This is a genomic window from Bradyrhizobium erythrophlei, assembly GCF_900142985.1.
Lineage (GTDB): Bacteria > Pseudomonadota > Alphaproteobacteria > Rhizobiales > Xanthobacteraceae > Bradyrhizobium > Bradyrhizobium erythrophlei_B.
In genome coordinates, this window is sequence record NZ_LT670849.1 from 984,679 (window position 1) to 1,007,430 (window position 22,752).

The 22,752-nt window shown below is 62.5% G+C and carries 22 protein-coding genes; 9 read left to right on the forward strand and 13 right to left on the reverse strand.

The window, feature by feature from the left end:
• The first annotated feature begins 9 nt into the window (after window positions 1–9).
• Both BUA38_RS04510 and BUA38_RS04515 read left to right on the forward strand, forming a co-directional pair.
• Window positions 10–897, forward strand: coding sequence for a LysR family transcriptional regulator (locus tag BUA38_RS04510; RefSeq protein ID WP_072816892.1), 888 nt, complete (start codon window positions 10–12; stop codon window positions 895–897).
• Between the two features lie 171 nt (window positions 898–1,068).
• Complete coding sequence (locus BUA38_RS04515) at window positions 1,069–2,247, forward strand: YbfB/YjiJ family MFS transporter (RefSeq protein WP_197685912.1); 1,179 nt, start codon at window positions 1,069–1,071, stop codon at window positions 2,245–2,247.
• Here BUA38_RS04515 and BUA38_RS04520 read toward each other — a convergent pair.
• Entirely contained in the window at window positions 2,223–3,497 is a 1,275-nt protein-coding gene (locus BUA38_RS04520; protein ID WP_072816893.1) for an amidohydrolase family protein, read from the reverse strand. The two genes, BUA38_RS04515 and BUA38_RS04520, sit on opposite strands and share 25 nt — an antisense overlap.
• 163 nt (window positions 3,498–3,660) lie before the next feature.
• Between BUA38_RS04520 and BUA38_RS04525 the strand changes: the two genes are divergently transcribed.
• Window positions 3,661–4,932, forward strand: coding sequence for a serine hydrolase domain-containing protein (locus tag BUA38_RS04525; RefSeq protein ID WP_072825820.1), 1,272 nt, complete (start codon window positions 3,661–3,663; stop codon window positions 4,930–4,932).
• Between the two features lie 159 nt (window positions 4,933–5,091).
• Entirely contained in the window at window positions 5,092–5,286 is a 195-nt protein-coding gene (locus BUA38_RS04530) for a hypothetical protein (protein ID WP_072825821.1), read from the forward strand.
• 66 nt (window positions 5,287–5,352) lie between these two features.
• On the opposite strand, the gene BUA38_RS04535 is transcribed toward BUA38_RS04530, so the two are convergent.
• Together BUA38_RS04535 and BUA38_RS04540 are read right to left on the reverse strand one after the other, a co-directional pair.
• Window positions 5,353–6,171, reverse strand: a complete 819-nt coding sequence (locus BUA38_RS04535; RefSeq protein WP_072816894.1) for an aldo/keto reductase — start codon at window positions 6,169–6,171, stop codon at window positions 5,353–5,355.
• 151 nt (window positions 6,172–6,322) lie between these two features.
• Entirely contained in the window at window positions 6,323–6,811 is a 489-nt protein-coding gene (locus BUA38_RS04540) for a hypothetical protein (protein ID WP_244553190.1), read from the reverse strand.
• A 227-nt stretch (window positions 6,812–7,038) separates the two neighbouring features.
• On the opposite strand from BUA38_RS04540, the gene BUA38_RS04545 reads away from it, so the two are divergent.
• The 4 genes from BUA38_RS04545 to BUA38_RS04560 are packed head-to-tail and all read left to right on the forward strand — an operon-like array spanning window position 7,039 to window position 10,964.
• Window positions 7,039–7,980, forward strand: a complete 942-nt coding sequence (locus BUA38_RS04545; RefSeq protein WP_072816895.1) for an ABC transporter substrate-binding protein — start codon at window positions 7,039–7,041, stop codon at window positions 7,978–7,980.
• A 9-nt stretch (window positions 7,981–7,989) separates the two neighbouring features.
• Window positions 7,990–8,856 (forward strand): ABC transporter permease, encoded by an 867-nt coding sequence (locus BUA38_RS04550; RefSeq protein ID WP_072816896.1) that lies wholly within the window; start codon window positions 7,990–7,992, stop codon window positions 8,854–8,856.
• The gene (locus tag BUA38_RS04555; RefSeq protein ID WP_072816897.1) at window positions 8,849–9,628 is read left to right on the forward strand and encodes an ABC transporter ATP-binding protein; all 780 of its coding nucleotides are present in this window, start codon (window positions 8,849–8,851) and stop codon (window positions 9,626–9,628) included. The genes BUA38_RS04550 and BUA38_RS04555 overlap by 8 nt, the downstream gene beginning before the upstream one ends.
• Window positions 9,629–9,632: 4 nt before the next feature.
• Entirely contained in the window at window positions 9,633–10,964 is a 1,332-nt protein-coding gene (locus BUA38_RS04560) for an amidase (protein WP_072816898.1), read from the forward strand.
• An 8-nt stretch (window positions 10,965–10,972) separates the two neighbouring features.
• Here the strand turns inward: BUA38_RS04560 and BUA38_RS04565 are convergent, their stop codons facing one another.
• The 10 genes from BUA38_RS04565 to BUA38_RS04610 all read right to left on the reverse strand — a co-directional run bounded on the left by BUA38_RS04565 (window position 10,973) and on the right by BUA38_RS04610 (window position 21,226).
• Window positions 10,973–11,971, reverse strand: a complete 999-nt coding sequence (locus tag BUA38_RS04565) for an ABC transporter ATP-binding protein (protein WP_072816899.1) — start codon at window positions 11,969–11,971, stop codon at window positions 10,973–10,975.
• Complete coding sequence (locus tag BUA38_RS04570) at window positions 11,968–12,957, reverse strand: ABC transporter ATP-binding protein (protein ID WP_072816900.1); 990 nt, start codon at window positions 12,955–12,957, stop codon at window positions 11,968–11,970. Before BUA38_RS04570 ends, BUA38_RS04565 begins: the two co-directional genes overlap by 4 nt.
• Before the next feature lie 10 nt (window positions 12,958–12,967).
• Window positions 12,968–13,819 carry an ABC transporter permease gene (locus tag BUA38_RS04575; protein ID WP_156898918.1) on the reverse strand — a complete coding sequence of 284 codons (852 nt, stop codon included), beginning with the start codon at window positions 13,817–13,819 and terminating at the stop codon, window positions 12,968–12,970.
• A gap of 68 nt (window positions 13,820–13,887) precedes the next feature.
• The gene (locus BUA38_RS04580) at window positions 13,888–14,829 is read right to left on the reverse strand and encodes an ABC transporter permease (protein WP_072816902.1); all 942 of its coding nucleotides are present in this window, start codon (window positions 14,827–14,829) and stop codon (window positions 13,888–13,890) included.
• Window positions 14,830–14,844: 15 nt separating this feature from the next.
• Window positions 14,845–16,446: an ABC transporter substrate-binding protein gene (locus BUA38_RS04585; protein WP_072816903.1), complete on the reverse strand. Its 1,602-nt coding sequence runs from the start codon at window positions 16,444–16,446 to the stop codon at window positions 14,845–14,847.
• A 178-nt stretch (window positions 16,447–16,624) separates the two neighbouring features.
• Window positions 16,625–17,794: an amidohydrolase/deacetylase family metallohydrolase gene (locus tag BUA38_RS04590; protein WP_072825823.1), complete on the reverse strand. Its 1,170-nt coding sequence runs from the start codon at window positions 17,792–17,794 to the stop codon at window positions 16,625–16,627.
• 103 nt (window positions 17,795–17,897) lie between these two features.
• Window positions 17,898–18,785, reverse strand: a complete 888-nt coding sequence (locus tag BUA38_RS04595) for an MBL fold metallo-hydrolase (protein ID WP_072816904.1) — start codon at window positions 18,783–18,785, stop codon at window positions 17,898–17,900.
• A 39-nt stretch (window positions 18,786–18,824) separates the two neighbouring features.
• A complete protein-coding gene (locus BUA38_RS04600) occupies window positions 18,825–19,616 on the reverse strand; it encodes an alpha/beta fold hydrolase (protein WP_072816905.1) in 792 nt (263 codons plus the stop codon).
• A 106-nt stretch (window positions 19,617–19,722) separates the two neighbouring features.
• Entirely contained in the window at window positions 19,723–20,499 is a 777-nt protein-coding gene (locus BUA38_RS04605) for an SDR family oxidoreductase (protein ID WP_072816906.1), read from the reverse strand.
• 28 nt (window positions 20,500–20,527) lie between these two features.
• On the reverse strand, window positions 20,528–21,226 hold the full coding sequence (locus BUA38_RS04610; protein ID WP_072816907.1) for a GntR family transcriptional regulator: 699 nt from the start codon (window positions 21,224–21,226) through the stop codon (window positions 20,528–20,530).
• A 182-nt stretch (window positions 21,227–21,408) separates the two neighbouring features.
• On the opposite strand from BUA38_RS04610, the gene BUA38_RS04615 reads away from it, so the two are divergent.
• Complete coding sequence (locus tag BUA38_RS04615; protein ID WP_072816908.1) at window positions 21,409–22,665, forward strand: ABC transporter substrate-binding protein; 1,257 nt, start codon at window positions 21,409–21,411, stop codon at window positions 22,663–22,665.
• Window positions 22,666–22,752: the final 87 nt, after the last annotated feature.

A 22,752-nucleotide genomic window follows, 5' to 3' on the forward strand; every position in this document is an offset into this window, starting at 1 on the left:
GCTCTCACGATGGATGCGGCCGACCTGAGAGTATTTGAGAGCGTCACGCGTTGCGGCAGCATGAACAAAGCCGCGCTCGAGCTCAACACGGTGCAATCGAACGTCACCGCGCGCATCAAGGCGCTGGAGGACGAACTCGGGTTTGAGTTGTTCGAGCGCACCCATCGCGGAGTGACGCTGACCGCGGCGGGAAAGCGACTGCTGCCCTTTGCAAGCCGCGCCGCGCGCGTGCTTGAGGACGCCCGGCGGGCGGTCGCCGATCAGGGATCGCCCTCCGGTCCGCTGGTGATCGGTTCGCTCGACACCACGGCCGCGTTGCGGCTGTCGCCCACTCTCGCCGAATTCGCGAGTTCCAATCCTGCCGTCGACCTCACCCTGCGCACCGGAACGACCGCCGAGCTTGTCGACCAGGTTCTCCATCACAGCCTCGAGGGCGCCTATGTCTGCGGGCCGGTGAACCATCCCGACCTGGTGGCCGAACCGTTCGTTCGGGAAGAGCTGGTCATCATGACGGCTCCGGGCGTTGCCGATTTCGACGCGATCGCGGCCATACCGGATCTGAAAATCATCGTCCTGAAGATCGGCTGCTCCTATCGGCTGCATCTGGAGGCCCTGCTCGCCCGGCGTGGGATCGTTGGCGTGAGGTGCCTGGAATTCGGCACGCTGGAGGCCATCTTCAGCTGCGTCAGCGCCGGACTCGGCATCACGCTGCTGCCGAGGGCGCTGCTAGGCTCGGTATGGGATCACAAGCGCGTGGGCGTCCACAGCCTGCCCAACGCCGAGAAATGGGTCGACACCGTCTTTGTTCGCCATCGCGAAGCCTACGCCTCGAGCGCGCTGCGCGCCTTTCTCGATTCAGCCAAGCCGGCCACCGCGCGGAACGCAGCGGCCGAATAAGCCCGCTATCGCTGCCTGTGATAGCCGCCATCAAATCTAACCGTTACCGGACCCGATCTCGCTCGTCCTAGGATCGCCCCAGGCCCTGGACAAGTGAAACCGGTATCGACCATGCCAGCAGATGCGCAAACCGATCGCTCCGCAGCTCTCGCATTTGGCGGATTGGCCGCCATGGCAGCCGCCCTCGGCATTGGCCGTTTTGTCTACACGCCGATCCTTCCCGTGATGCTGGCCGCGCTCGGCTGGAGCAAGTCCGACGCCGGTATCATCGCGTCCGCCAATTTTCTCGGCTACCTCGCCGGCGCCATGCTCGCGAGCCTGCCGTTTGCCGCCGCGCGTCCAAGATGGTGGTTGCTGGCCGGCCTGGTCGTGAGCTCGGTAACGACGGCGGCGATGGCTCTGTCGTCGAACATCGTGATCTTCGTCGCGCTCCGTTTCATCGGCGGGGCTGCGAGTGCTTTCGTGATCGTATGTGCCTCGACGCTGGTTCTGCAGCAGCTTGCGCTTTCAGGACGTCATTCCCTGTCCGGAATTCATTTTGCCGGCGTCGGACTTGGCATCATGGTTTCGGCGCTCGCCGTCTCGACCATGCTGGTCTGGGGCGCGGGTTGGAAGCACCTGTGGATCGCTTCCGGCGCGCTCGCTGCGCTTGCAACGGCCGTGGCTGCGGCGCTGGTCCCGCACAGCCGTGACATCGCGGCCAAGCCGCAGGCCGTAAACGCGCAAACCTCGCCGCCCGGCATCGGCGCGATGATCCTGGCCTACGGCCTGTTCGGCTTCGGCTATGTCATCACGGCGACCTTCCTGATTGCGATCGTACGCTTGGCCGAAAACGTCCACGTCCTCGAACCCTGGGTCTGGATCATCTTTGGACTCGCCGCGATCCCCTCGGTCACGGTCTGGGGCTGGCTCGGTCAGCGGATCGGGATATTCAACGCTTTTGCGGTTGCCTGCGCGCTCGAAGCGTTGGGGGTCGTCGCCAGCGTCGAGTGGGTCACGATGTCAGGCATCGCGGTAGCCACGCTGCTGTTGGGCGGCACCTTCATGGGCATTACCGCGCTCGGCTTTGTGGCCGGACGAACGCTCGCGCCCGGCAACTCGCAGCAGGCGCTCGGCCGCATGACCGCAAGCTTCAGCCTCGGACAGATCGCAGGCCCGGTGGTGGCGGGGTTTCTGTCCGAGCGGCTCGGTGACTTCCGCATGGCCTCGCTGATCGCAGCCGCGGCCCTGGTCGTTGCGGCCGCGCTGTCGGCGCGGACATCCTGGCTGGTAGCCGCTCACGCCAGCCGGCAGAAAGCGGCCGCCACGGCCAACGCCGCGAACTGTTACCTCACCGCAAATGGCGCCTGATACGGTCGACCGAACGGCACGCCGTTGATCACGGTCTGTACCGGCTTCAACTGCACCTTGCCGTCACGCTTGTTGTTGCGGGTATCGACGAAGGTGACGGGCCCTTCCACCCCGTCCATGATCGAGACGTCACCGGGGGCGCCGATCTGAAGCGTGCCGATCTTCGGCGCGCGGTTGATGATCTTCGCTGGCGCAATGGTGGCCATCGCGACCACCTGCTCGAGCGAGAAGCCAAGCGCCATGAACTTGCCCATGACGTTCGGCAGGTATGGCGTGCCCGGCGTGTTGCCCGAGAAGACGTGAATGTCGGAAGAGATCGTATCGGGCGTACAGCCGCCCGGGATCGCCACTTCCGCCACCGTGAAATCGAAGCTTCCGCCGCCGTGACCGACGTCGAAGATCACGCCGCGCTGCTTGGCCGCGAGCGCCGCCGGCAACAGCTTGCCGTCCTGCACGATGTTGGTCGCCGCGCCGGCATTGTTGAGAAAACCCGAATAGGAATGGGTGAGGACATCGCCCGGCCGCAGCAGATTGAGGATGTCGGTCATCAATTGTGACGTTTCGACGCCGCCGATATGCACCATCATCTTGGCCGGCCAACCGCACATCTCACAGGCCTGGATACCCCGCTTGAGCGGTTCTATGCCGTGCTTGTAGATGACGTTCTCCGACATCCGGACCTTAACGCCGAGCAGGAAATCCGGGTTCTCGGCGAGCGCCATTGCGCATGCTTCCACCTGCGCGTTGTCGATGTTGTAGAGCTCGGCCACCGGAAACGCCGACAGGCCGTTATTGGCGATGTGGAGGAAGGCATACATCCGCGCCCGCGTCTGCGCGACGATGAAGCGGCGCAATGCGGCAAGATTGTTGACGCCGGCGTCGCCGGCCGACACCACCGTTGTCGTGTTCTGGAATTGCACGAGTTCGTCGGCGGGAATGCCGATGGCCGAACCATACGGATAAACATGGCAATGCAGGTCGACGAGGCCCGGCGTCACGAGTTTGCCCGACGCATCAATGGTTTTGGCGGCGCGCGCCGCTGGAATCTCGGCCTCGACTGCCTCGATCACGCCCCAGCGAATGCCGATATCGCGCTTTCCCCGTAACGACTGGCTCGGGTCGAGCACATCGCCGCCCTTGATGACCAGGTCGAATTTGTCGTTCGGCCCCATCGCGGCGATCGCCGGCGACGTTGACAATGCAGCAGCGGCCGTGCCGGCCAGGAAATGACGGCGTGACAGTTCGGACATACTGACGTTCCCCCCAGATTTGACGTTTCTTGTCGTCAATGATGCGACGCCGCACGCATTTGCGCAAGCCGCAGGCACGCCTGCGTCAAACGCAACTGGTTTGACGAAGACCATTGGCATAGTCTTTCCCAAGAGCCACCAGAGCTCGAAACGGGAGACGTCCATGATCCGCATTCGTTTGCTCGCTGCGACATTCTGTCTTTTAGCTTCCAGTGCAGCCTTTGCGGCCGACCTGCCCCGCGCCAGGCCGGAGGAGGTCGGAATGTCGAACGAACGGCTGGCGCGCATCGGCGAGGTGCTGAAGGCCGATATCGATGCAGGCCGCATTCCCGGCGCGGTCGTCGCGATCGCACGTCACGGCAGGCTGGTGATGTTTGAGGCTTACGGTTGGCGCGACAAGGCGGCCGGGGTCGCCATGACCACGGACACCATTTTCAACATCGCCTCCATGACCAAGCCGATGACGACGGTCGGTGCCTTGATGCTCTATGAGCGCGGCCAGCTTCTGATCGGAGATCCGCTTTCGAAATATTTTCCGAAGTTCGCAAACATGCGGGTCGCGGCGCGTGACGCCAGTGGCGAACCGACGGCGGAAACGGTGGCCGCCGACCGGCAGATCACGGTGCAGGACCTGATGCGCCACACCTCCGGCATCATTTATGGCGGCCGCGGCAACACGTTGGTGCACAAGATGGTCCCGGCCGGCAGCGGCGACGCGTCGCGCGAATATGACGGCGTGGCCTTCCTCGACAAGCTCGCGTCGGCTCCTCTGCTTTATCAACCCGCAACTGTATGGGACTACGGCTTTGGGCTTGACCTGCTGGGTCTCACGATCGAAAAAATCAGCGGCCAGACGCTCGAGCAATACCTCAAGGCCAATGTGTTCACGCCGCTCGGCATGAAGGACACGGGTTTCTCGATCTCACCCGACCAGGCGGCACGCTACGCCAAGCCGCTACCTGTCGATCCCGACACCGGCAAGCCGCAAGCCCGCAGCCCCGAACTGACCCAGCCGCTCAAATTCGAGTGCGGCGGCGGTTGTGCGGCTTCGACGGCTTCCGACTATTTGCAGTTTGCGATGATGCTGATGAACGAGGGCCGCAACGGCGAAGCCCGCCTGCTTGGTCCGAGAACGGTCGCCTATATGCTGTCGGACCAGCTTGGCCCGCACATCAGGAATCTGATCGGTAACGCCGATCCGACCCGCGCCGATTATGGTTTCGGCCTCGGACTTGCGGTGCGGACGACGCCGGGCGTGGTGAAGATGATGGGTTCGGTCGGCCAGTTCTCCTGGCCCGGCGCGAGCGGCACCGACTGGTGGGCCGACCCGAAGCAGGAGCTTGCGGTGGTCTATATGTCGGCGGCGCCTGGCCCCGTTCGCTGGCATTACCGGCAGAAGATCAACGCGCTGGTCTATCAGGCCATCGTAGACTGATCTTGCGGCTAGCGGCCAGGCGGATTGCCAATGCCAAATTCGCTCCACCAGCCGCGGAACATTTTCAAAGCTGAATAGGCGTTCAGAATTCTCTTGGGATTCGCGCGGAACGTTCCCTCCTCGTATGAAGTTCAATCTTCACTAATGGAGGAGGACACCATGAAGAAGCTTGCTTACGCTATTGCTGCTGTTACCGCGATTGCGATCGCGGCGCCGTCCGTTGCCAATGCCGAGAAGATCGTCATCAAGCGCGGACACCATCACGAGTGGCATCACGATCGTGGCTGGCACCAGGGCTGGCGCCATCACGACCGTGATCGGGTCGTGGTCAGGCATCGCGACTATAGGGGCTAAGGCCGACACAGGAATGGCCCCGCAAGGGGCCATTCTCTTTTTCGTTTTGGGCCTGCTGAGCGCGGATCAATCCCACGCCGGCGCAAAGCCCGGAGATACGCAGCGCCGGTCCTTCGGCAGATTTGCGATCGCTTGCCGATCCTCGTCGTCGAGCCCGACGTTGAGCGCATCGAGATTGGCCTGCTGGCTTTCCTTGCGGGAGGCCTTCGGAATTGCCGCCACGCCATCCTGATCGAGCAGCCATTTCAGCGCGACCTGCGCCGCGGTTGCGCCGTGCTTCTTGCCGATCGCCATGAGTGTTTCGTTAGAGGCCGCCCGGCCCTGCGCAAGCGGACAATAGGCGACCAGCGGGATCGATTTGGCGGAAAGGTATTTCCGAAGCGCGGTCTGGTCGAGCATCACGTGATATTCGACCTGGTTGCAGGCGATCGGTGCCTTGATCTCTTCGACGACCTTCTTGAGGAGCGCAACGTTGAAATTGGCGACACCGATCGCACGCGTGCGGCCTTCCTGCTTCAGCTTCATCAGCGTTTCGAACATCGCCGGCAGGTTCATGTTCGGCGCCGGCCAATGCACGAGATAGAGATCGACCTGATCGAGCCTCAGCTTCTTCAGGCTGGTATCGAAGGCGCGGCGCATCGCGTCCGGCGCCAGATTTTCGTTCCAGACCTTGGTCGTGACATGCAGATCCTTGCGGGCGACGCCGGAGGCGGCAATCGCAGCCCCAATCGCCTCCTCGTTGCCATACATCTCCGCGGTATCGATGTGGCGATAGCCGAGCCCGAGCGCGCTTTCCACCGCCGCGCGGCAGGCGTCGCCCTGCATGCGATAGGTGCCAAGACCAAGGCGCGGCAGGCTGATGCCCTGCGTTTGCAGTTGTTCCATTTTGATGAACTCCGAAGACGGGCAGCCCTTGTCTGGGCAAGGGTGAGGAGAGAAATGATTTGAGACGAGACTTTGAACGAAATCGTCTTCCGCTGATATTGTGCTGGCGCCGCAACCTTCAAATCAAGATGCCGTCATAACCGCCATCGGCCTAGCGCTTCCAGTTGCAGATGCCGCCGGACTTGCAGGGCCAGACCTGAACGCTGGTATCGCGCGCCTGCGCCTCGATGGGGTTTCGTCCGTGAAGCGCAACGAGTGCGCGCGGCTTGTGCGCCGGTGCTCGTTCGACGCGCGCATGGGCAACACGAGCAGCAATGGTTGCAGACCTGGGCTCGACCTTGGTGGAGGATGGGTTCTCGGCACGGACTGTGGCCACCGGCACCGTCTTGGGATCGACCACCAACTCCGCATTGGCCTGGCCCGTGTCCTTGCCGCGATCGATCGTCACATCCAGCGGACCTGGCGTGAAGCTCGTGGCGGGACCCAGCGGCGTCGGCGACAGCACGGCGCGGGAAAGATCGAGATTGAGAAACTCGCCGGCGCGATACGGCTGCGCGGACGCGAGACCGCTCCAGGCCAATGCCGTCATGCCCAAAAACGCCAGGCCTGTAGCAGCCAGCCCTACGCGATTCAAGACCATCAAGGCCTCCCTCAGCCGATTGCCCGCCCACCTCGTTTACTTAATGAATAAAGCCGTCAATTCCAGTGGATTTGACAGGCAAGGTTACCGCGCCGGCCAGTCCCGCTGCGTCGCAACCCCTCTTCTTACGCTTTGAATAATCGATGGTTCCCTCGACGGAAGGCATCCTGTATAGGGTGCGGTCGCCGGGTAAAATAAACTATGTCGTGTTGGCTGAAAGGACTGCCATGCCCGTTGCGTCGTTTTTGACCCGCCTGCTGCCCGTTTTATTCGCAAGCTTGTCGCTTGCGATCTCCGCGCCGAAGGCGAACGCCGAGGACAAGGTGCTGCGGGTCGGTACGCTGAAGCTGATTCACGGTATCACCCCCTACTTCTACGAGAAGTTTGCGCCGCCGGGCTACAAGATCGAGGTCATCCCCTTCGAGAGCCCGACCGACGGAAAGAATGCGGTGCTGACCGGCACCGTCGACACCTGCATTCACGGTATTGCCGCGTTTTTGCTTGGCGCTGCGGCCGGCGAGCCGGTCGTGATCGTCGCGGCCGCGACCAACCGCGGCATGGGCGTCGTCGCGGACGCCAAATCCGACATCAAGACGATCAAGGATCTCAAAGGTAAGCGCGTCGCGATCTTCCCGGGCTCGACGCAGGAAGTCGTCATTCTCGAGCGTCTGAAGGCCGAGGGCATGTCGGTCAAGGACATCCAGCCGATCCGGCTGTCGTTCAGCGACATGCCGGCGGCGCTCGCCCGCGGCGATATCGACGCCTATGTCGGCGCCGAGCCCGGCCCCGGAATCAGCCTCGCCAATGGCACCGGCCGGCTGGTCGAATACCCCTATTCGACGCCGATCGGCTCGCTCAACATGATCCTCTCGGCCAGCGAGAAGCTGATCAAGGAGAACCCCGAACGTCTCAAGATGATCGTCGACATGCACAAGAAGGCAACCGACTACGCGATGGCGCATCCCGAAGAGATGGTCGAGGTCGCCATGCAAAAGCTCGGACAGCAACGCCCGTCGATCGAGAAAGCGGTGCCGAACGTCGAACTGACCTGGAAGATCGACCAGGGCTTCATCGACCGCGCCAAGGCCTATAGCGAGTTGATGGTCGAGAAGAAGCAGGTCCGCCAGGCACCCGACATGGCGCGCGCCATCACCGAACAGTTCATGTAACGGCACAACGTGAGCGACCACGCCACCACCCTGCCCGACAGCACCGAGGCAAGCGTACCGGCCGCAGCCGCGTCGCGCCGAAAGCGCCAGCGGCTGGAGACGTTGCGCGCGATCGTGCTTGGCGCGGGCTTTCCGCTGCTTCTGGTCCTGATCTGGGACCGCGCGGTAGCGATATCAGGCACCCGGCTGATCCCGACCCCGTATCAGGTCGCGGTGATGATGTACGACTTCACTTTTGGCGGAATCTATGACGACGCCTTCAGCGGCACCATCCTCACCCACGTCTGGAAGTCGATGCAGCGCGTTTATGGCGGCTTCTTCCTCGCCGCCGTGATCGGCATTCCCCTAGGGATGATGCTTGGGCGCATCAAGGTGTTGCGGCAACTGCTCGACCCCACGATTTCGGTTCTGCGCCCGATCCCGGTCACCGCATGGCTGCCGCTATCGATGATCTTTTTCGGACTGGGGCCGAATGCAGCGATCTTCCTCGTCTTCCTCGGCGCGTTCTACCCGATCCTGTTGAATACCATGTTCGGCGTGCGCTCGATCGACCCAAAACTGTTCGAGGCTGCTTCCATGCTCGGCTGTTCCGGCGCCGGGCTGTTCCGGCAGATCGTGCTGCCGGCCTCGCTGCCGTCGATCTTCAACGGACTACGGATCGCGCACGGCTTTGCCTGGATCCTGATCGTGGTCGGCGAGATGACCGGCGTTCCCACCGGTCTCGGCTCGGTCGTGATGGATGGCCGCACATTATCACGTACCGATCTCGTGATCACCGGCATGATCGTCATCGGCGCCTGCGGCTTTGTCACCGACCGCCTCATTGTCGCGATCAGCAATCGCCTGTTGAGCTGGAGCCCGCAGCATCGTGAGTAAAGGGCATCAGGATCTCTTGACCGTCCGCGGCGTCACCAAGCGCTTTGCGGTTGGCGACGACGAGGTCGAGGCGCTGGCGCCAGTCGATCTCACCATCCCCAGGGGCGAATTCGTCTGCATGATCGGCGCCTCCGGCTGCGGCAAGTCCACGCTGCTTCGCATCATCGCCGGCTTCGAAGAGCCAACCACCGGTCAGGTTTCGATCGACGGCAAGCCGGTCACCGGACCCGGCAGCGACCGCGGCATGGTGTTTCAGGATTACGCGCTGTTTCCATGGATGACGGTGCGGCAGAACATCAGCTTCGGGCCGCGGCAACGGCATTTGCCGCGCGAACAGATCGACAAGACCGCGGACGAGTTTGTCAAAATGGTCGGCCTCGAGCGCTTCGCCGATCGTTATCCGAACCAGTTGTCGGGGGGCATGAAGCAGCGCGTCGCGATCGCGCGCGTGCTCGCCAACAACGCCAACTTTCTCCTGATGGATGAACCGTTCGGCGCGCTCGATGCGCTGACCCGCGAACAGCTTCAGAACGAACTCTTACAAATCTGGAAGCGCACCGGCGTGACCACGATCTTCGTCACCCATTCGGTCGAAGAAGCCGTACTGCTCGCCGATCGCGTGCTGGTCATGAGCGCAGGGCCTGGACGGATCGACAGCGATTTCCGCATCGACTTGGCGCGGCCCCGCGACGTGTCCTCGCCGGAATTCAACGCGCTGCGGCGCGACATCGCGCGCCGGCTGACCAGTCATCTCGTGCTTGCGAAGGCGTGATTTCATGAACGATACGACGTCCAGCTCCGATTTCAGCGTGGGTGCGCTTGAGCTTCTGCGTCGCTTCAAACAGGACAACAGTTTTGCCGAGGGTTACGCCGCCGCCTGCCTTGAGCGCGCGAAAGCCGTCGAGCCTGTCCTGAAAGCTTTCGAATATTTGCCGCGCGACGTCAGCCGCCGGCCGGGGCCCCTCTCCGGCCTTCCCGTGGGCATCAAGGACATCATCGCGACATCAGACATGCCGACTACCAACGGATCGCCGATCTACCGCGATCGTGTACCGGCGCAGGATGCCTGGGTGGTCGAACGCCTGCGTCAGCTCGGCGCCACGATTTTCGGCAAGACCGTGTCGACCGAATTCGCCTGGCGTCATCCCGGCCCGACCACCAACCCCTGGAATGCGCGGCATACACCGGGCGGCTCGTCGTCGGGCTCCGCAGCAGCGGTCGCAGCCGGCGTGGTGCCGCTGGCGTTGGGAACGCAGACACTGGGCTCGGTGATCCGGCCCGCCGCTTTCAACGGCGTTGTCGGCCTCAAGCCGAGTTTCGGCGCGATCCCGCGCACCGGCGTGCATCCCTTGAGCCCTTCGCTCGATCACGTTGGTTTCTTCGCGCGCCGCGTCGATGACGTGGCCCTTGCGCTGTCTCTGCTCACGGCAACCAGCGACGCCGATGTTCATGGCCGGCCGCTTCCCGGCTTCGAACTCGATCCCGGCCGAGGCATAACACCACTGGACAAGCCGCGCCTTCGGGTCGTGCGGTTTCGGAACTGGGCTGATGTCGAAGCCGAACAACAGAAGACGTTCGAGACTGTCGCCGCGAAGCTGCGCGAGGCCGGCGCCCTCGTGGAAGCGCGCGAATGGAACGAGCTCGATACCGTCAACTGGAACACGATTAATACCATTCTCGCCAGCGAGGCGTCGCTGATCTTCGGCGATCTCGTCGAACGTTATCCGGATCGCACCAGCGACCATCTGAAAACGCTGGTCACAGCCGGAAAAAATACGTCGGCCTTTGACTATCTCGCCGCCAAAGCGATCCAGGAAAAGCTGCGGGCGGCGTTGACCGAGGAGCTATCGGGCTTTGATGCGATCCTGACCGTGCCGGCGTTCGGCGAAGCGCCACAAGGACTCGACTTCACCGGCAAGGCCGAATATTGCGCGCCGTGGACGCTGACCGGCGCGCCGGCGATTTCTCTGCCCGCGGGATTTGGCAAAAACCATCTGCCGCTTGGTATTCAGCTTGTCGGCGGCTATCGGCAAGACCTGCGGCTGCTCTCGGTCGCCAAATGGGTCGAGGGCGTTCTGCAGTTCGAGCCGGGGTTACCGGAACTCTGATTGTTTCGTCATGTGGCCGACGCTGGCGTGTCCGGCAGCACATCGAGATGACATGCCGCCCACTGGCCTTCGGCGCTTTGCCGAAGCTCCGGCTCTTCTGTGCGGCAGCGGTCGAACACATACGGGCAGCGGGTATGGAAGCGGCATCCACTCGGCGGATTGATCGGGCTCGGCACGTCGCCTTTCAGGATGATCGGCGTACGGCGCACGGTCGGGTCCGGCACCGGCACCGCCGAGAGCAGTGCCTTGGTGTAGGGATGTCTCGGCGATGCGAATATCTGGTACCGCGGCGCCATCTCGACGATCTTGCCCAGATACATCACCGCGACACGATGGGTCATGTGCTCGACAATCGCCAGGTCGTGACTGATGAAAAGCAGCGCGAGGCCGAATTCGCGCTGCAAGTCCTGCAACAGGTTGATGATCTGCGCTTTCACCGAGACATCGAGCGCCGAAACCGCCTCGTCGCAGACGATCAAATCAGGCTCCGCCGCAAGCGCCCGCGCGATGCAGATGCGCTGACGTTGGCCGCCCGAGAATTCGTGCGGCCGGCGGCCCAGCGCGTCACGCGGCAGGCGCACGGTGTCCATCAGGTTCGCGACTTTGGATTCGAGCTCAGTGGCCGATTTGGCGAGCCCGAAATTACGGATCGGCTCGGCCAGGATATCGCGCACGCGCAAGCGCGGATTGAGACTCGAGAACGGGTCCTGGAACACCACCTGCACGCGGCGGCGGATGCGGCGCAGGCGATCCGGCGACAGGTCGTCGATCCGTTGACCGTCGAGCACCACCTGACCCGCGGTGATATCGAACAGACGCAGGATCGCGCGCCCGACCGTCGATTTGCCACAGCCGGATTCGCCGACCAGCGACAGAGTCTCGCTGCGCGCGATCTCGAAGGACACCCCGTCCACGGCATAGACGCGGCTCGTACTGCGGCCAAAAAAATTGCCGCGGATCGGGAAATGTTTTTTGAGGTCGTTGACCTGCAACAGGGGCGCGTTCATGCCGCAACCGCCTCCTTCTTTGCAAAATGGCAGGCGGCGAAATGGCGCGACGATTTTTCTTCCAGTCCCGGCGCGACCTCGCGGCAGAGCTCGGTCACCAGCGGACAGCGGCCGGCAAAGGCGCAGCCCGGGATGCGCTGCTTGAGGCTCGGCACCTGTCCGGGGATTTCGGCGAGCCGCCGCGCCGTACCGGTCAACGACGAACCGAGCTTGGGCACGGCGCCGAGCAAGCCTTGCGTATAAGGATGCCGGGGCGAGCGGAAGAGATCGGCAACCGGCGCCTCCTCGACCTTGCGGCCGGCATACATCACCATGACGCGCTCGGCGACTTCAGCGACCACGCCGAGATCATGCGTGATCAGAATGACCGCGGCCCCGACCCGGCGTTTCAAATCCAGCATCAGTTGCAGGATCTGGGCCTGGATCGTCACGTCCAGCGCCGTCGTCGGCTCGTCGGCAATCAGAAGCTTTGGATTGCAGGCGAGCGAAATCGCGATCATCACGCGCTGACGCATGCCGCCCGACATCTGATGCGGATATTCCTTCACCCGCCGCGCCGGCTCGGGAATGCCGACCAGGGTCAACAGTTCCACGGCGCGCTGTTCGGCGGCGTTCTTGTCGAGCCCCTGATGCAGCCGCAGCGTCTCGCCGATCTGACGGCCGACGGTCAGCACCGGGTTAAGGCTCGTCATCGGCTCCTGAAAGATCATCGAAATGTCGTTGCCGCGGATGCCGCGCATTTCGCGATCGCTAAGTTTCAGCAGATCTTTCCCGCGGAAGCGGACCGAGCCCGCGATCTTGCCGGGCGGCTCGGGTATCAGTCGCATCAGCGACATCGATGTCACTGACTTTCCGCAACCGGACTCGCCCACAATCGCCAGCGTCTCGCCTTCGTCGACATGAAAGGAGATGCCGTCGACAGCCCGGTTGATGCCGTCGGGGGTACGGAAGTGGGTCTGAAGATTCTCGACTTCGAGCAATGCCATCGGGTTCGACCTAAAGATTCTTGGCCATGCGGGGGTCGAGCGCATCGCGCATCCCATCGCCAACGAGATTGACGGCAAGCACCGTGACGGAGAGGAACGCGGCGGGGAAGAACACGATATAGGGTTTCACCTGCCACAGCGCTCTGCCCTCGGCCATGATATTGCCCCAGGACGGGATCGTCGGCGGCGTGCCGGCGCCGATGAAGGAAAGAATGGCTTCCACGATCATCGCGCTGGCGCAGACATATGTCGCTTGCACCAGCATCGGCGCCAGCGTGTTGGGCAGGATGTGGCGAAGGATAATCATCGGCGTCCGCGTACCGCAGGCCACCGCTGCATCGACGTAAGCCTGCTCGCGCAACGATAACACGATGCCGCGCACCAGACGCGACACCCGCGGAATCTCAGCAACGGTGATCGCCATGATGACGTTACCGACGCTGCCGCGTGTCAAGGCCATCAGCGCAATAGCGAGCAGGATCGGCGGGATCGACATCAACCCGTCCATGATGCGCATGACGATGCCGTCGGCCCAGCGCACGAAACCGGAGACGAGACCAATCGCGAGCCCTGCGATGGTGGCGAGCACCGCCACCGACAGGCCAACCGTGAGCGAGACCCGCGTGCCGTAAAGCACACGCGAATAGACGTCGCGGCCGAGCGCGTCGGTTCCGAACCAGTAGAGCTCCGATGGCGGCCGCGTGCGCCGTGCCGGCGCCAGCGCGGTCGGGTCGACGGTCCAGAGATACGGCGCGAAGATACCGATTAATATGAGGCAGAGCAGCAGCGCCCCACCGATCGCAACCGTCGGGTTGTTGCGCAAAAAGCCCAGTAAGCCGCGCCGGACTTTCACCGGCAGCATCAAATCCGGGAGTTGCTGCGCGATGGCCAGGCCAGGCGGCACAGATACGGCGCTGGTGGTTAAGAGGGTCAATAGCGGATCCTCGGATCGAGAAGCGTATAGGTCAGGTCGACCAGCAAATTGACCAGCGTGTAGACGAAGCTGAACATCAGAACGACACCCTGGATTACTGGATAGTCGCGGCGCAGAATCGCATCGACCGTCAATCGGCCGAGACCGGGAATGGCAAATACGCTTTCGGTCACCACAGCACCGCCGATCAGAAGCGCGACGCCAATGCCGATCACCGTAACGATTGGCACGGCCGCATTCTTCAAGGCGTGAACGAACAGGATGCTGGGCTGCCCGAGTCCTTTAGCGCGGCCGGTTCGGATATAGTCCTGCTGCAGCACTTCCAGCATGGAAGCACGCGTGATGCGCGCGATCAGCGCGATATAGACGCAGCCGAGCGCGACGGAAGGCAGGATCAGGTTTTGCAGCCACGGCCAGAAACCGGTAGCAAACGGCGTGTAGCCCTGCACCGGCAGCCATTCGAGCTCGAGCGCGAAAACATAGGCGAGCACATAGCCGACCACAAAGACCGGAAGCGAAAAGGCGGCCACGGCAAAGCCCATGATGGTGCGGTCAACGAGGCTTCCGGCTTTCCAGGCCGCGACCACACCGAGCGGCACGGCCACAACCAGCGTCAGCGCGAGCGTCAGCAACATCAGCGACAGCGTCGGCTCGATCCGCTGTGCGATCATGGAAGTGACCGGCAGATTGGTGAAGATCGAGGTGCCGAGGTCGAAATGCACGATCCGCCAGAGCCAGCTGCCGAACTGGACCAGGAACGGCCGGTCGAGGCCGAGACTCTGGCGAATGCGCTCGACGTCGGCGGGGCTCGCCTGATCGCCGGCGATCACCGCCGCCGGATCGCCCGGCGCGATATAAAGCAAGCTGAAAACGAAAAACGCAACGATCGCCATCACGGGGATGGTGACGAGGATGCGCCGAAGGATGTACGAGGACATGTGGCTACCGCACGTTTAAGCGGTCTTCGACACGCCCCAGAAGAAGGGCAACGGCCCCTTCACGATACCGCTCACGTTCTTGCGCCACGCCGTATAGCTCAGGAAGAAGCCGGTCGGCGCGTAGATCACGTCTTCCATCGCCGCCTTGTTGAGACGGCCGATGGCGGACTTTTCCTCATCGAGGCTCTTGGCGGCAAACCAGGAGGTGATCTCTTTTTCGACCTTGTCGCTGGTCGGCCAACCCCACCATGCCTTGTCGCCAGTGCCACGAAGGGCGGTATAGCCGACCGGGCTGAGGCAATCCGCACCGGCATGCCAGGTGTGGAACATCTCCCAGCCGCCCTGATTGTGTGGCGTCTTCTGCGCGCGGCGCGCGCCGACGGTGCCCCAGTCGGTCGCGACGAAGTCGACGTTCATGCCGATGCGCTTCAGGAGATCCGCGGTCACGTCGCCCTGCGCCTTGGTGATCGGTTGGTCCTGCGCCACGATGCAGGAGACCGGCTCGTTGGCATAGCCGGCTTCGGCCAGAAGTTTCTTGGCGGCATCGATATTGCGTTGCTTGAGGATGTCGCCGCCTTCTTCCGAATAAAGCGGCGTGCCTGGGGTAAAGAAACTCGGCAGCGGCTTCCACAGCGCGTTGTCGTCACCGACGATCGCGCGCATGTAATCTTCCTGATTCAGCGCCGTGAGCACGGCGCGCCGCACCTTCACATTGTCGAACGGCGGATGCAGATGGTTCATACGGAATGAGCCGATATTGCCGAGCGGATCGGCGATATCGACGGCGACGTTGCGGTTCTTTTTCAACACCGGCACGAGATCGGAAATCGGGTTTTCCCACCAGTCAACCTCGCCGTTTTGCAGCGCCGCCGCGGCTGTGGCCGGATCGGGAATCGTTATCCATTCGGCGCGGTCGATCAGCATCTGCTTGCCGCCGGCAAGCCACGATGACGGCTCCTGCCGCGGCACATAGTCCGCGAACTTTTCGAACACCGATCTGGCGCCGGGTACCCATTCGCTCCTGACGAATTTCATCGGGCCCGAACCGATATATTCGTTGATCTGCTTGAACGGATCGGTCTGGGCAATCCGTTCCGGCATCACGAACGAGCAAGGCGCGTTGTTCTTGGCGAGCGCCACCAGCATCTTCGGATACGGCTCCTTCAAAACCCATTTGAACGTCCGGTCGTCGACGGCTGTGAGTTCGTTCTGGATCGCCTTGATCATCTGGCCCATCGGATCGCGGACCGACCAGCGCGCCATGCTGGCCACCACGTCCTTGGCCAACACAGGTTCGCCATCATGGAATTTGAGGCCGGACCGCAAGCGGAAGGTCCAGGTCAAGCCGTCATCAGAAACCTGCTCGGATTCAACCATCTGGCGTTGTGGCTGCAATTTGTCGTCGAAGCCGTAGAGCGTGTCCCACACCAGCGCCGCGGCGTTGCGCACGACATATTGCGTACCCCAGATCGGGTCGAAATTCGCAAGATCTGCCTGTGGGACAAAGCGCATGGTCTTCGCGGCCGCGCCCTGGGAGATCGCCGGCATCGGGAAACCGCCCGTCACTGCCAGGCTGCCTGCCCCCGCCAATCCCTTCAACACCGTCCTGCGATCCATAACGACCTCCCAACTCCGAATTGCCCACCGCGATTAGGCTCCAAAGGAGCCATTCAGGCAATGGCGCGAATAGCCCCATTTGCCTGCAAATGATATGCCAGAGAACAGCCGCTAACATCCCGACAAAGCGAGCGATTTCGGCGCACCCTTGAGCGGATCACAGCACTTTCGCCGGCTCTTAGCCAGCGAGCCGCTTGAATTTCGGCGACTCCACCGGATGCCACCAGCGTCCACCGACGACGACGCCCTCGGACACGATCTTGCGGTCGCCGATCAGGTGCTCGCCGACGACGTCTTCGTAGTCGAACTTGCCCTCCTTGATCGACAGCAACGTGGCGTCGCCGACACTGCCCGGCTTGAGGCTGCCGAGTTCCGGACGGCGGAGCGCCATCGCTGCATTGACCGTCGAGGCTGCGACCACGTCCGGGAACGGCATGCCCATGCACAGGAATTTCGACATCGTCGTCACCTGGTCGTAGGCCGGGCCGTTGATGCAGAGGATGTGGACGTCGGACGAGATCGTGTCGGGATAAAAGCCGTTGGCGAGCATCGCGCGCGCAGTCTTGAAGGCGAACGAGCCCCGGCCATGGCCGATATCGAACAACACGCCGCGCTCGCGCGCTTGCAGCACGATTTGTTTGACGGTGCCTTGTGCGGTGCACGGCGCATTCGGGAATGGCCGGAAGGCATGCGTCAGAACGTCACCGGGGCGCAACAGGCTCACCACCTCTTCATAGGTCGGCGGCGGATGATCGATATGGCACATCAGCGGCATGCCGACCTCGTTGGCCACTTCCAGCGCGATCTGAAGCGGCACGATGCCCGATGCACCGGACGACGTGCGGCCGACCCGCACCTTGATGCCGACGATGAGATCGCGATTGGCGTCCGCGACCTGGACCGCGTCGATCGGATTCATCAACCGGATTTCCTCGCTTTCGCCGACCATCACCCGGTGCGAAAAGCCATAGATGCCGGCATGCGAGACGTGCAGATAAGCGAGAATGCGAACCTCACTCGGTTCGATCACATGCTTGCGGAACCCGGCGAAGTTACCGGGGCCCGCGCTGCCGGTGTCGATGGCGGTGGTGACGCCGGAAGTACGGCAGAATTCCTCGGCGTCTATACCGAGTGAGGTGCCGCCCCAATAGACGTGTGTGTGCAGATCGATCAGGCCGGGCGTGACGATATAGCCCGACACGTCGCGCACATCGGTCCCGGCGTCTACTTTCAGCGCGTTCCCAACCGCCGCGACCTTGCCGCCGGAAAAAGCGACATCGGTGACAGCATCGAGTTTTTGCGAGGGATCAACCACGCGGCCGCCGCGCAGGACCAGGTCGAAGGACATCATCATCTCCGGGGTGAAGTCAAAACAACGCGGCGGGGGATTTTTGCCGCGGCGGCAATTGAGCAAATACTGCGCCTGAAGTCATCCCCCTGGCGTCCGGGTTTCATTCCTGCTCGAAACTGTGAACCCACATCTCGGGGTAAAGCGCGTAAGCTTCGCCACGCCGCGCCAGCCGTGCGAAGCCCGGGAAGTGCAGATGCATCCCGGCAACAAGGGTGCCGTCGGCGCTCACCCGATCGAACATACGCTTTCGTGAAGCCGCGGCCTGAGCCAGATCGGTATCGAAACCCATGCCAGCTTCGGGATGCGCGGTCTGCACTTCCGGCACATGAACCGTGTCGCCCCAGATCATCAGTTGATGATTGCCCGATGCAATCAAATAGGCGGTGTGACCCGGCGTATGTCCGTGGCTCGGCACCGCGGTCACGCCGGGAAAGACTTCGCCCTGCTTGAACAGACGTGTGCGGTTCTTGTACGGCGCGACCTGTTCGCGACCGGCCTGAAAGAACAGTTTCTTCGCCCGCTCGTCGGCCCTCGCCATGGCCCCGTCATCGAACCAGTGTGGCAGTTCGTTCTCGTGCATCACGAGTTCCGCATTCGGAAACAGCAACTTCCCGTTCGACATGTCCGTCAGCCCGGCGGAATGGTCCGGGTGCATGTGGGTCAGGAGCACGGTATCGATCGATTCTGGATCGATGCCGGCCGCCGCCAGATTACGCTGAACCATGCCTGCGGTCGGCAGCAAATAATTGCCCGATCCGGTGTCGATGATCGCAAGCCGTCCCTTGGAATGGATCAGAAACGTGTTGACGCTGGTTCGGCGTGCCGGGCGAAACGCCTCGCGCAAGATCGTATGGGCCTTGTCGAGATCGACGTTGCGCATCACTTCGAGATTGCCGTCGAGGTAGCCGTCGCTGATGGCGGTGACGACGATGTCGCCGATCTTGCGATGATACACGCCGGTGATCTGCTGCGAGGGCTGGGACGTCATGTGGTGAACCTCGATACGGTGGAGAAAAATTCGGTTCGGTTAAGCATTGACGGACGTCAGAAACTTATCGATGCAATCGGCGACCAGATCAGGCGTCTGCACCGCCATATAATGTCCGGTGTTGACCTCGATATAGCGCGCGCCAGGAATTGCCTTCGCCACTTCCTGCGCAATGGCCGGCGGCCGGACGCGATCGAGGGTTCCGCCGATCACGAGCGCCGGACAGCGAATCCTGCCGAGGGTCTCCGCCATCTCGGCGTTCGCCAGCATTCGCCAGATCGTCGCATAGCTCGAGGGATCGTTGCCGAGCCATCGTGCACGGAACCGTTCGAACCGCCGCGCGTCGCCGCGCAACTCCGGCGCATAGCCATTCAGCATCGCGTCCTCGACCACTGACGACATCCCATCGGCCTCGATCCTGGCGAGGCGTTCGAGCGCGGCCGAACGGCGCGCTGCCGCAATACCGGCCGCCGGACTGCCGACGATGACGGCGCTGGTGCGTTCGGAATATTGCGCGGCGAACTGAAGCGCAATCGCGCCGCCGACCGCAACGCCCGCAAGCGCCACCTCGCCGGTGATGCCACATGCTTCGAGCAGCGCGGCGATGTCGGCGGCCATGGCGCTGAAAGAAAGTTCACCTCGAGCCTTCTGCGACATCCCGGCCCCACGGGTGTCGTAGCGCAACACGCGGCGCGATGGCGCAAAGTGCGGGACGACTTCGTCCCAGCTCTCGAGCGAGCCGCCCATTTCGTGCACGAGCACCAGCGTGCGGTCACCCGCGCCGCTCAACTCGTAGCGCAGCGCAACACCATTCAGTTCGGCAAAATGCATTTGGCGCTTCCAGTAGGCCGCAGTTTCAGCCTCGCGTGAATTGAACAGATAGCCGGCTGCCTGTCATCGCCTGACAAACGACGTGACCTTTGCATTTTTGCCGCGCCTATCCCAGCATCTGGGTATCGCCGCAGATCGAGATCGCCTGTCCGGAAATCGTCTTGCCCCGAGGACTGCACATGAAAATGATCTGGTCCGCGAGCTGGTCCGGCGTCACATATTCCTTGATCGAAGTGTAGGAAAACGCTGTGCGTTCCATCTCGGCGTAGGAAATGCCGCGCTGCTGCGCTTTCGCCTCCAGCACGCGACGTTGCCGGTCACCCGCGACAAGTCCGGGCAGGATCGCATTGACGCGGATGTTGTCAGGCCCGAGTTCGATCGACAGCGATTTGGTGAAACCGATCACGCCCCATTTCGCCGCCGCATAAGGCGTTCGCATCGCAAAGCCGAGTCTTCCTGCCGCCGACGAGATATTCACGATCGAGGCGTTCTTGCTCTTGCGCAACAGCGGCACCGCAAGCCGGGCGCAATTGAATTGACCGGTCAGGCAGATTTCGAGGCAACGGTCCCAGTCTTCCGGGTTCATCTCCTCGACCTTCGAGGTGGGACCGGCAACGCCAGCATTGTTCACCAGCACGTCGAGACCGCGCAGGTTTCCAACGGCCTCGTCGAACAAATCCTTCACCGACTTGCGGTCGGAGACGTCGGACTTGGTCTGTGTGATCTGGGGATCGGTTCGGGCGAGCGCCGAAAGCGCTGCATCGTCGACGTCGCAGGTATGAACCTTGGCGCCTTCGCGCACAAACGCGCGCGCGATCGCGAGCCCGATGCCGTTGGCGCCTGCCGTCACCAGCACGCGCAAGCCGTTGATATCGAGGTTCATGGTCACTCCAGAACGTTATTGAGAGAAGTCAGTCGGCGAGACCGCCGCGCGAAAGAATGACCTTCGCCGCGCCGCTGATGTCGGCAGCAACGCCGGTGCGTGCCGCGGTCTGTTCATTGGCCGCAATGGCACGGCGCACGTCGGCATGGAAACGGATCGCGTCCCCCTTGGCGAGCCTTTCGGGGTTGGCGCGCAGATCGAGATTGATCACGGGACCGGCCTTGAGCCAGAGCGCGCGAATGATCTCAACCAGAATCGGAGAATGCGAGGCTTCGTAGACCGCGAAATGAAAGGTCTTGTTGAGCTCGACAGCCCGCGGCAGATCGGGCTTTGATTTTTCGCTCTCGGCCCGCATCGCCTCTTCGGCCCGCGCAATCGCGGCCAGATCGTCGTCATTCCGGTGCTGGGCCGCTTCGGCCGCCGCGTGCCCCTCGATCGCAATCCGCACCCTGGTCAGATCGCGGAATTGCGCCGCCGTCATCACCGGCACGCGCACCGCGCGGTTCGGCGCCACTTCCAGGGCCCGGTCGGCAACCAGCCGCGACACCGCCTCGCGCACCGGCATGATCGAGACGCCGAGTACGTCGGCCGCCGCGCGCAGCGACAGCTTTTCCCCCGGCGCGAGCCGGCCGGAAATCAACAGGTCCGCCAATTGCGCGTAGGCGCGCTCGCCGAGCGTCTGGCGATCAAGTGGCTCGACCAGATTAAGTGCGGCCGGCAAATTCAACGTGTCATCTCCAGGCCAGCTTGGCGGACAGCGTCTTGCGAGGGACTCGACAAGCGCTCCATCTTTTGCAACTCTAACTGTGATCACAGATCACGGCAAGCCGGGGAACAGCGTCGCCCAATGAACGCTCCGGCGGCCGACAAGAAAGCGGCCGCACGGCTGAAGCAGGGAGGAAAACGCTGATGTCAGAGTTTTATCGATTTACGCGCCGTGGCCTGTTGAGGACCGCGGGCGGCCTCGCACTCGCCTCGGGGCTTGGGGCGCCCTCGATCCTGCGCGCCCAGACCTCCGACGTCATCAAGATTGGCCACCTCACCCCGCGCACCGGATTCCTTGGGCCGCTTGGCGAATATGCCGTGATGTCGATCGATCTTGCGGTCGAGGAGATCAACGCCGCCGGCGGCATGATGGGACGCAAGGTGGAGTTGCTGAAGGAAGACTCGGTCAATCCGCAGACCGCCTCCACCAAGGCCGAGCGCATGATCGAGCGCGACAAGGTCGCCTGCATCATCGGCGAGATTTCATCCGCCTCGTGTCTCACAATCGCGCAGGTCGCCGAGCGCAACAAGACGCTGTTCATCAATACCGGCGGCAATTCGGACGCGCTGCGCGGCAAGGACTGCAAGCGCTACATGTTCCACGTCGAGTCACAGAATTCGATGTATGTCAAAACCGTCGGCCGCTCGTTCCTGCGCGACGGTCTCGTCAAGAGCAAGAAATGGTACTCGCTCACAGCCGACTACGCGTTCGGCCACGACCTGTTGAAAGTTTCGAAGCGCTTCATGGAAGTTAATGGCGGCAATTTTGCCGGCGACGATCTGGTGCCGACCGATGCCACGGATTTCTCCGCCTATCTCTTGAAGATCCGCGATGCCAAGCCGGATCTCGTGGTGATCAACCTTGCAGGCAACCAGATCACCAACTTCCTCAAGCAATATGCCGAGTTCGGCCTCACCTTCCCGGTCGGCGGCTTCGGCTTCGACACCGCGCTCGCCTGGGCCGCGGGCAAGGGCAATTTCGTCGGCACCTGGCCGGTGGTGTGGCATCATCTGCTCGACACGCCCGGCACCAAGGCTTTCGTCGCGGCCTTTACGAAGAAATACAACAAGCCGCCGGAAAACCAGGCCTGGGGCGAATATGTCGCCACCAGGATCGTGGCGCAGACTGTCAATGAAATCAAAAGCGTGGATTCGCCAGCCATCATCCAGCATCTGGAAAAGGGCGCGAAGTTCGACGTGCTCAAGACGCGGCAGGGCTACTTCCGCGCCTCCGATCACCAGTTGATGCACGAGATGTATGCGGTGACCGCGCTTGCTCCCGACAAGGTCAAAAACCAGTGGGACATCTTCACCTCGAGCGCGCCGGTACCCGGCCCGGATGAAGACCTGGAAGTGATCGCCGCGACCAAGGAAGAGAATAGCTGCACCTTCCCGAGTTGACCGCAACTCTCGTCGCCCTTGCCTGCGACAAACGCAAGCGTTTGCGCAAGGGCGCAACGCGACGAAGCAATCCACCCGACAAATCTG

What these genes read in the sequence shown, in the direction of transcription:
- BUA38_RS04510 (WP_072816892.1), top strand. Translation starts at nt 10, where the DNA reads ATGGATGCGGCCGACCTGAGAGTATTTGAGAGCGTCACGCGTTGCGGC.
- BUA38_RS04515 (WP_197685912.1), top strand. Translation starts at nt 1,069, where the DNA reads ATGGCAGCCGCCCTCGGCATTGGCCGTTTTGTCTACACGCCGATCCTT.
- BUA38_RS04520 (WP_072816893.1), bottom strand. Translation starts at nt 3,497, where the DNA reads ATGTCCGAACTGTCACGCCGTCATTTCCTGGCCGGCACGGCCGCTGCT.
- BUA38_RS04525 (WP_072825820.1), top strand. Translation starts at nt 3,661, where the DNA reads ATGATCCGCATTCGTTTGCTCGCTGCGACATTCTGTCTTTTAGCTTCC.
- BUA38_RS04530 (WP_072825821.1), top strand. Translation starts at nt 5,092, where the DNA reads ATGAAGAAGCTTGCTTACGCTATTGCTGCTGTTACCGCGATTGCGATC.
- BUA38_RS04535 (WP_072816894.1), bottom strand. Translation starts at nt 6,171, where the DNA reads ATGGAACAACTGCAAACGCAGGGCATCAGCCTGCCGCGCCTTGGTCTT.
- BUA38_RS04540 (WP_244553190.1), bottom strand. Translation starts at nt 6,811, where the DNA reads ATGGTCTTGAATCGCGTAGGGCTGGCTGCTACAGGCCTGGCGTTTTTG.
- BUA38_RS04545 (WP_072816895.1), top strand. Translation starts at nt 7,039, where the DNA reads ATGCCCGTTGCGTCGTTTTTGACCCGCCTGCTGCCCGTTTTATTCGCA.
- BUA38_RS04560 (WP_072816898.1), top strand. Translation starts at nt 9,633, where the DNA reads ATGAACGATACGACGTCCAGCTCCGATTTCAGCGTGGGTGCGCTTGAG.
- BUA38_RS04565 (WP_072816899.1), bottom strand. Translation starts at nt 11,971, where the DNA reads ATGAACGCGCCCCTGTTGCAGGTCAACGACCTCAAAAAACATTTCCCG.
- BUA38_RS04570 (WP_072816900.1), bottom strand. Translation starts at nt 12,957, where the DNA reads ATGGCATTGCTCGAAGTCGAGAATCTTCAGACCCACTTCCGTACCCCC.
- BUA38_RS04575 (WP_156898918.1), bottom strand. Translation starts at nt 13,819, where the DNA reads ATGCTGCCGGTGAAAGTCCGGCGCGGCTTACTGGGCTTTTTGCGCAAC.
- BUA38_RS04580 (WP_072816902.1), bottom strand. Translation starts at nt 14,829, where the DNA reads ATGTCCTCGTACATCCTTCGGCGCATCCTCGTCACCATCCCCGTGATG.
- BUA38_RS04585 (WP_072816903.1), bottom strand. Translation starts at nt 16,446, where the DNA reads ATGGATCGCAGGACGGTGTTGAAGGGATTGGCGGGGGCAGGCAGCCTG.
- BUA38_RS04590 (WP_072825823.1), bottom strand. Translation starts at nt 17,794, where the DNA reads ATGTCCTTCGACCTGGTCCTGCGCGGCGGCCGCGTGGTTGATCCCTCG.
- BUA38_RS04595 (WP_072816904.1), bottom strand. Translation starts at nt 18,785, where the DNA reads ATGACGTCCCAGCCCTCGCAGCAGATCACCGGCGTGTATCATCGCAAG.
- BUA38_RS04600 (WP_072816905.1), bottom strand. Translation starts at nt 19,616, where the DNA reads ATGCATTTTGCCGAACTGAATGGTGTTGCGCTGCGCTACGAGTTGAGC.
- BUA38_RS04605 (WP_072816906.1), bottom strand. Translation starts at nt 20,499, where the DNA reads ATGAACCTCGATATCAACGGCTTGCGCGTGCTGGTGACGGCAGGCGCC.
- BUA38_RS04615 (WP_072816908.1), top strand. Translation starts at nt 21,409, where the DNA reads ATGTCAGAGTTTTATCGATTTACGCGCCGTGGCCTGTTGAGGACCGCG.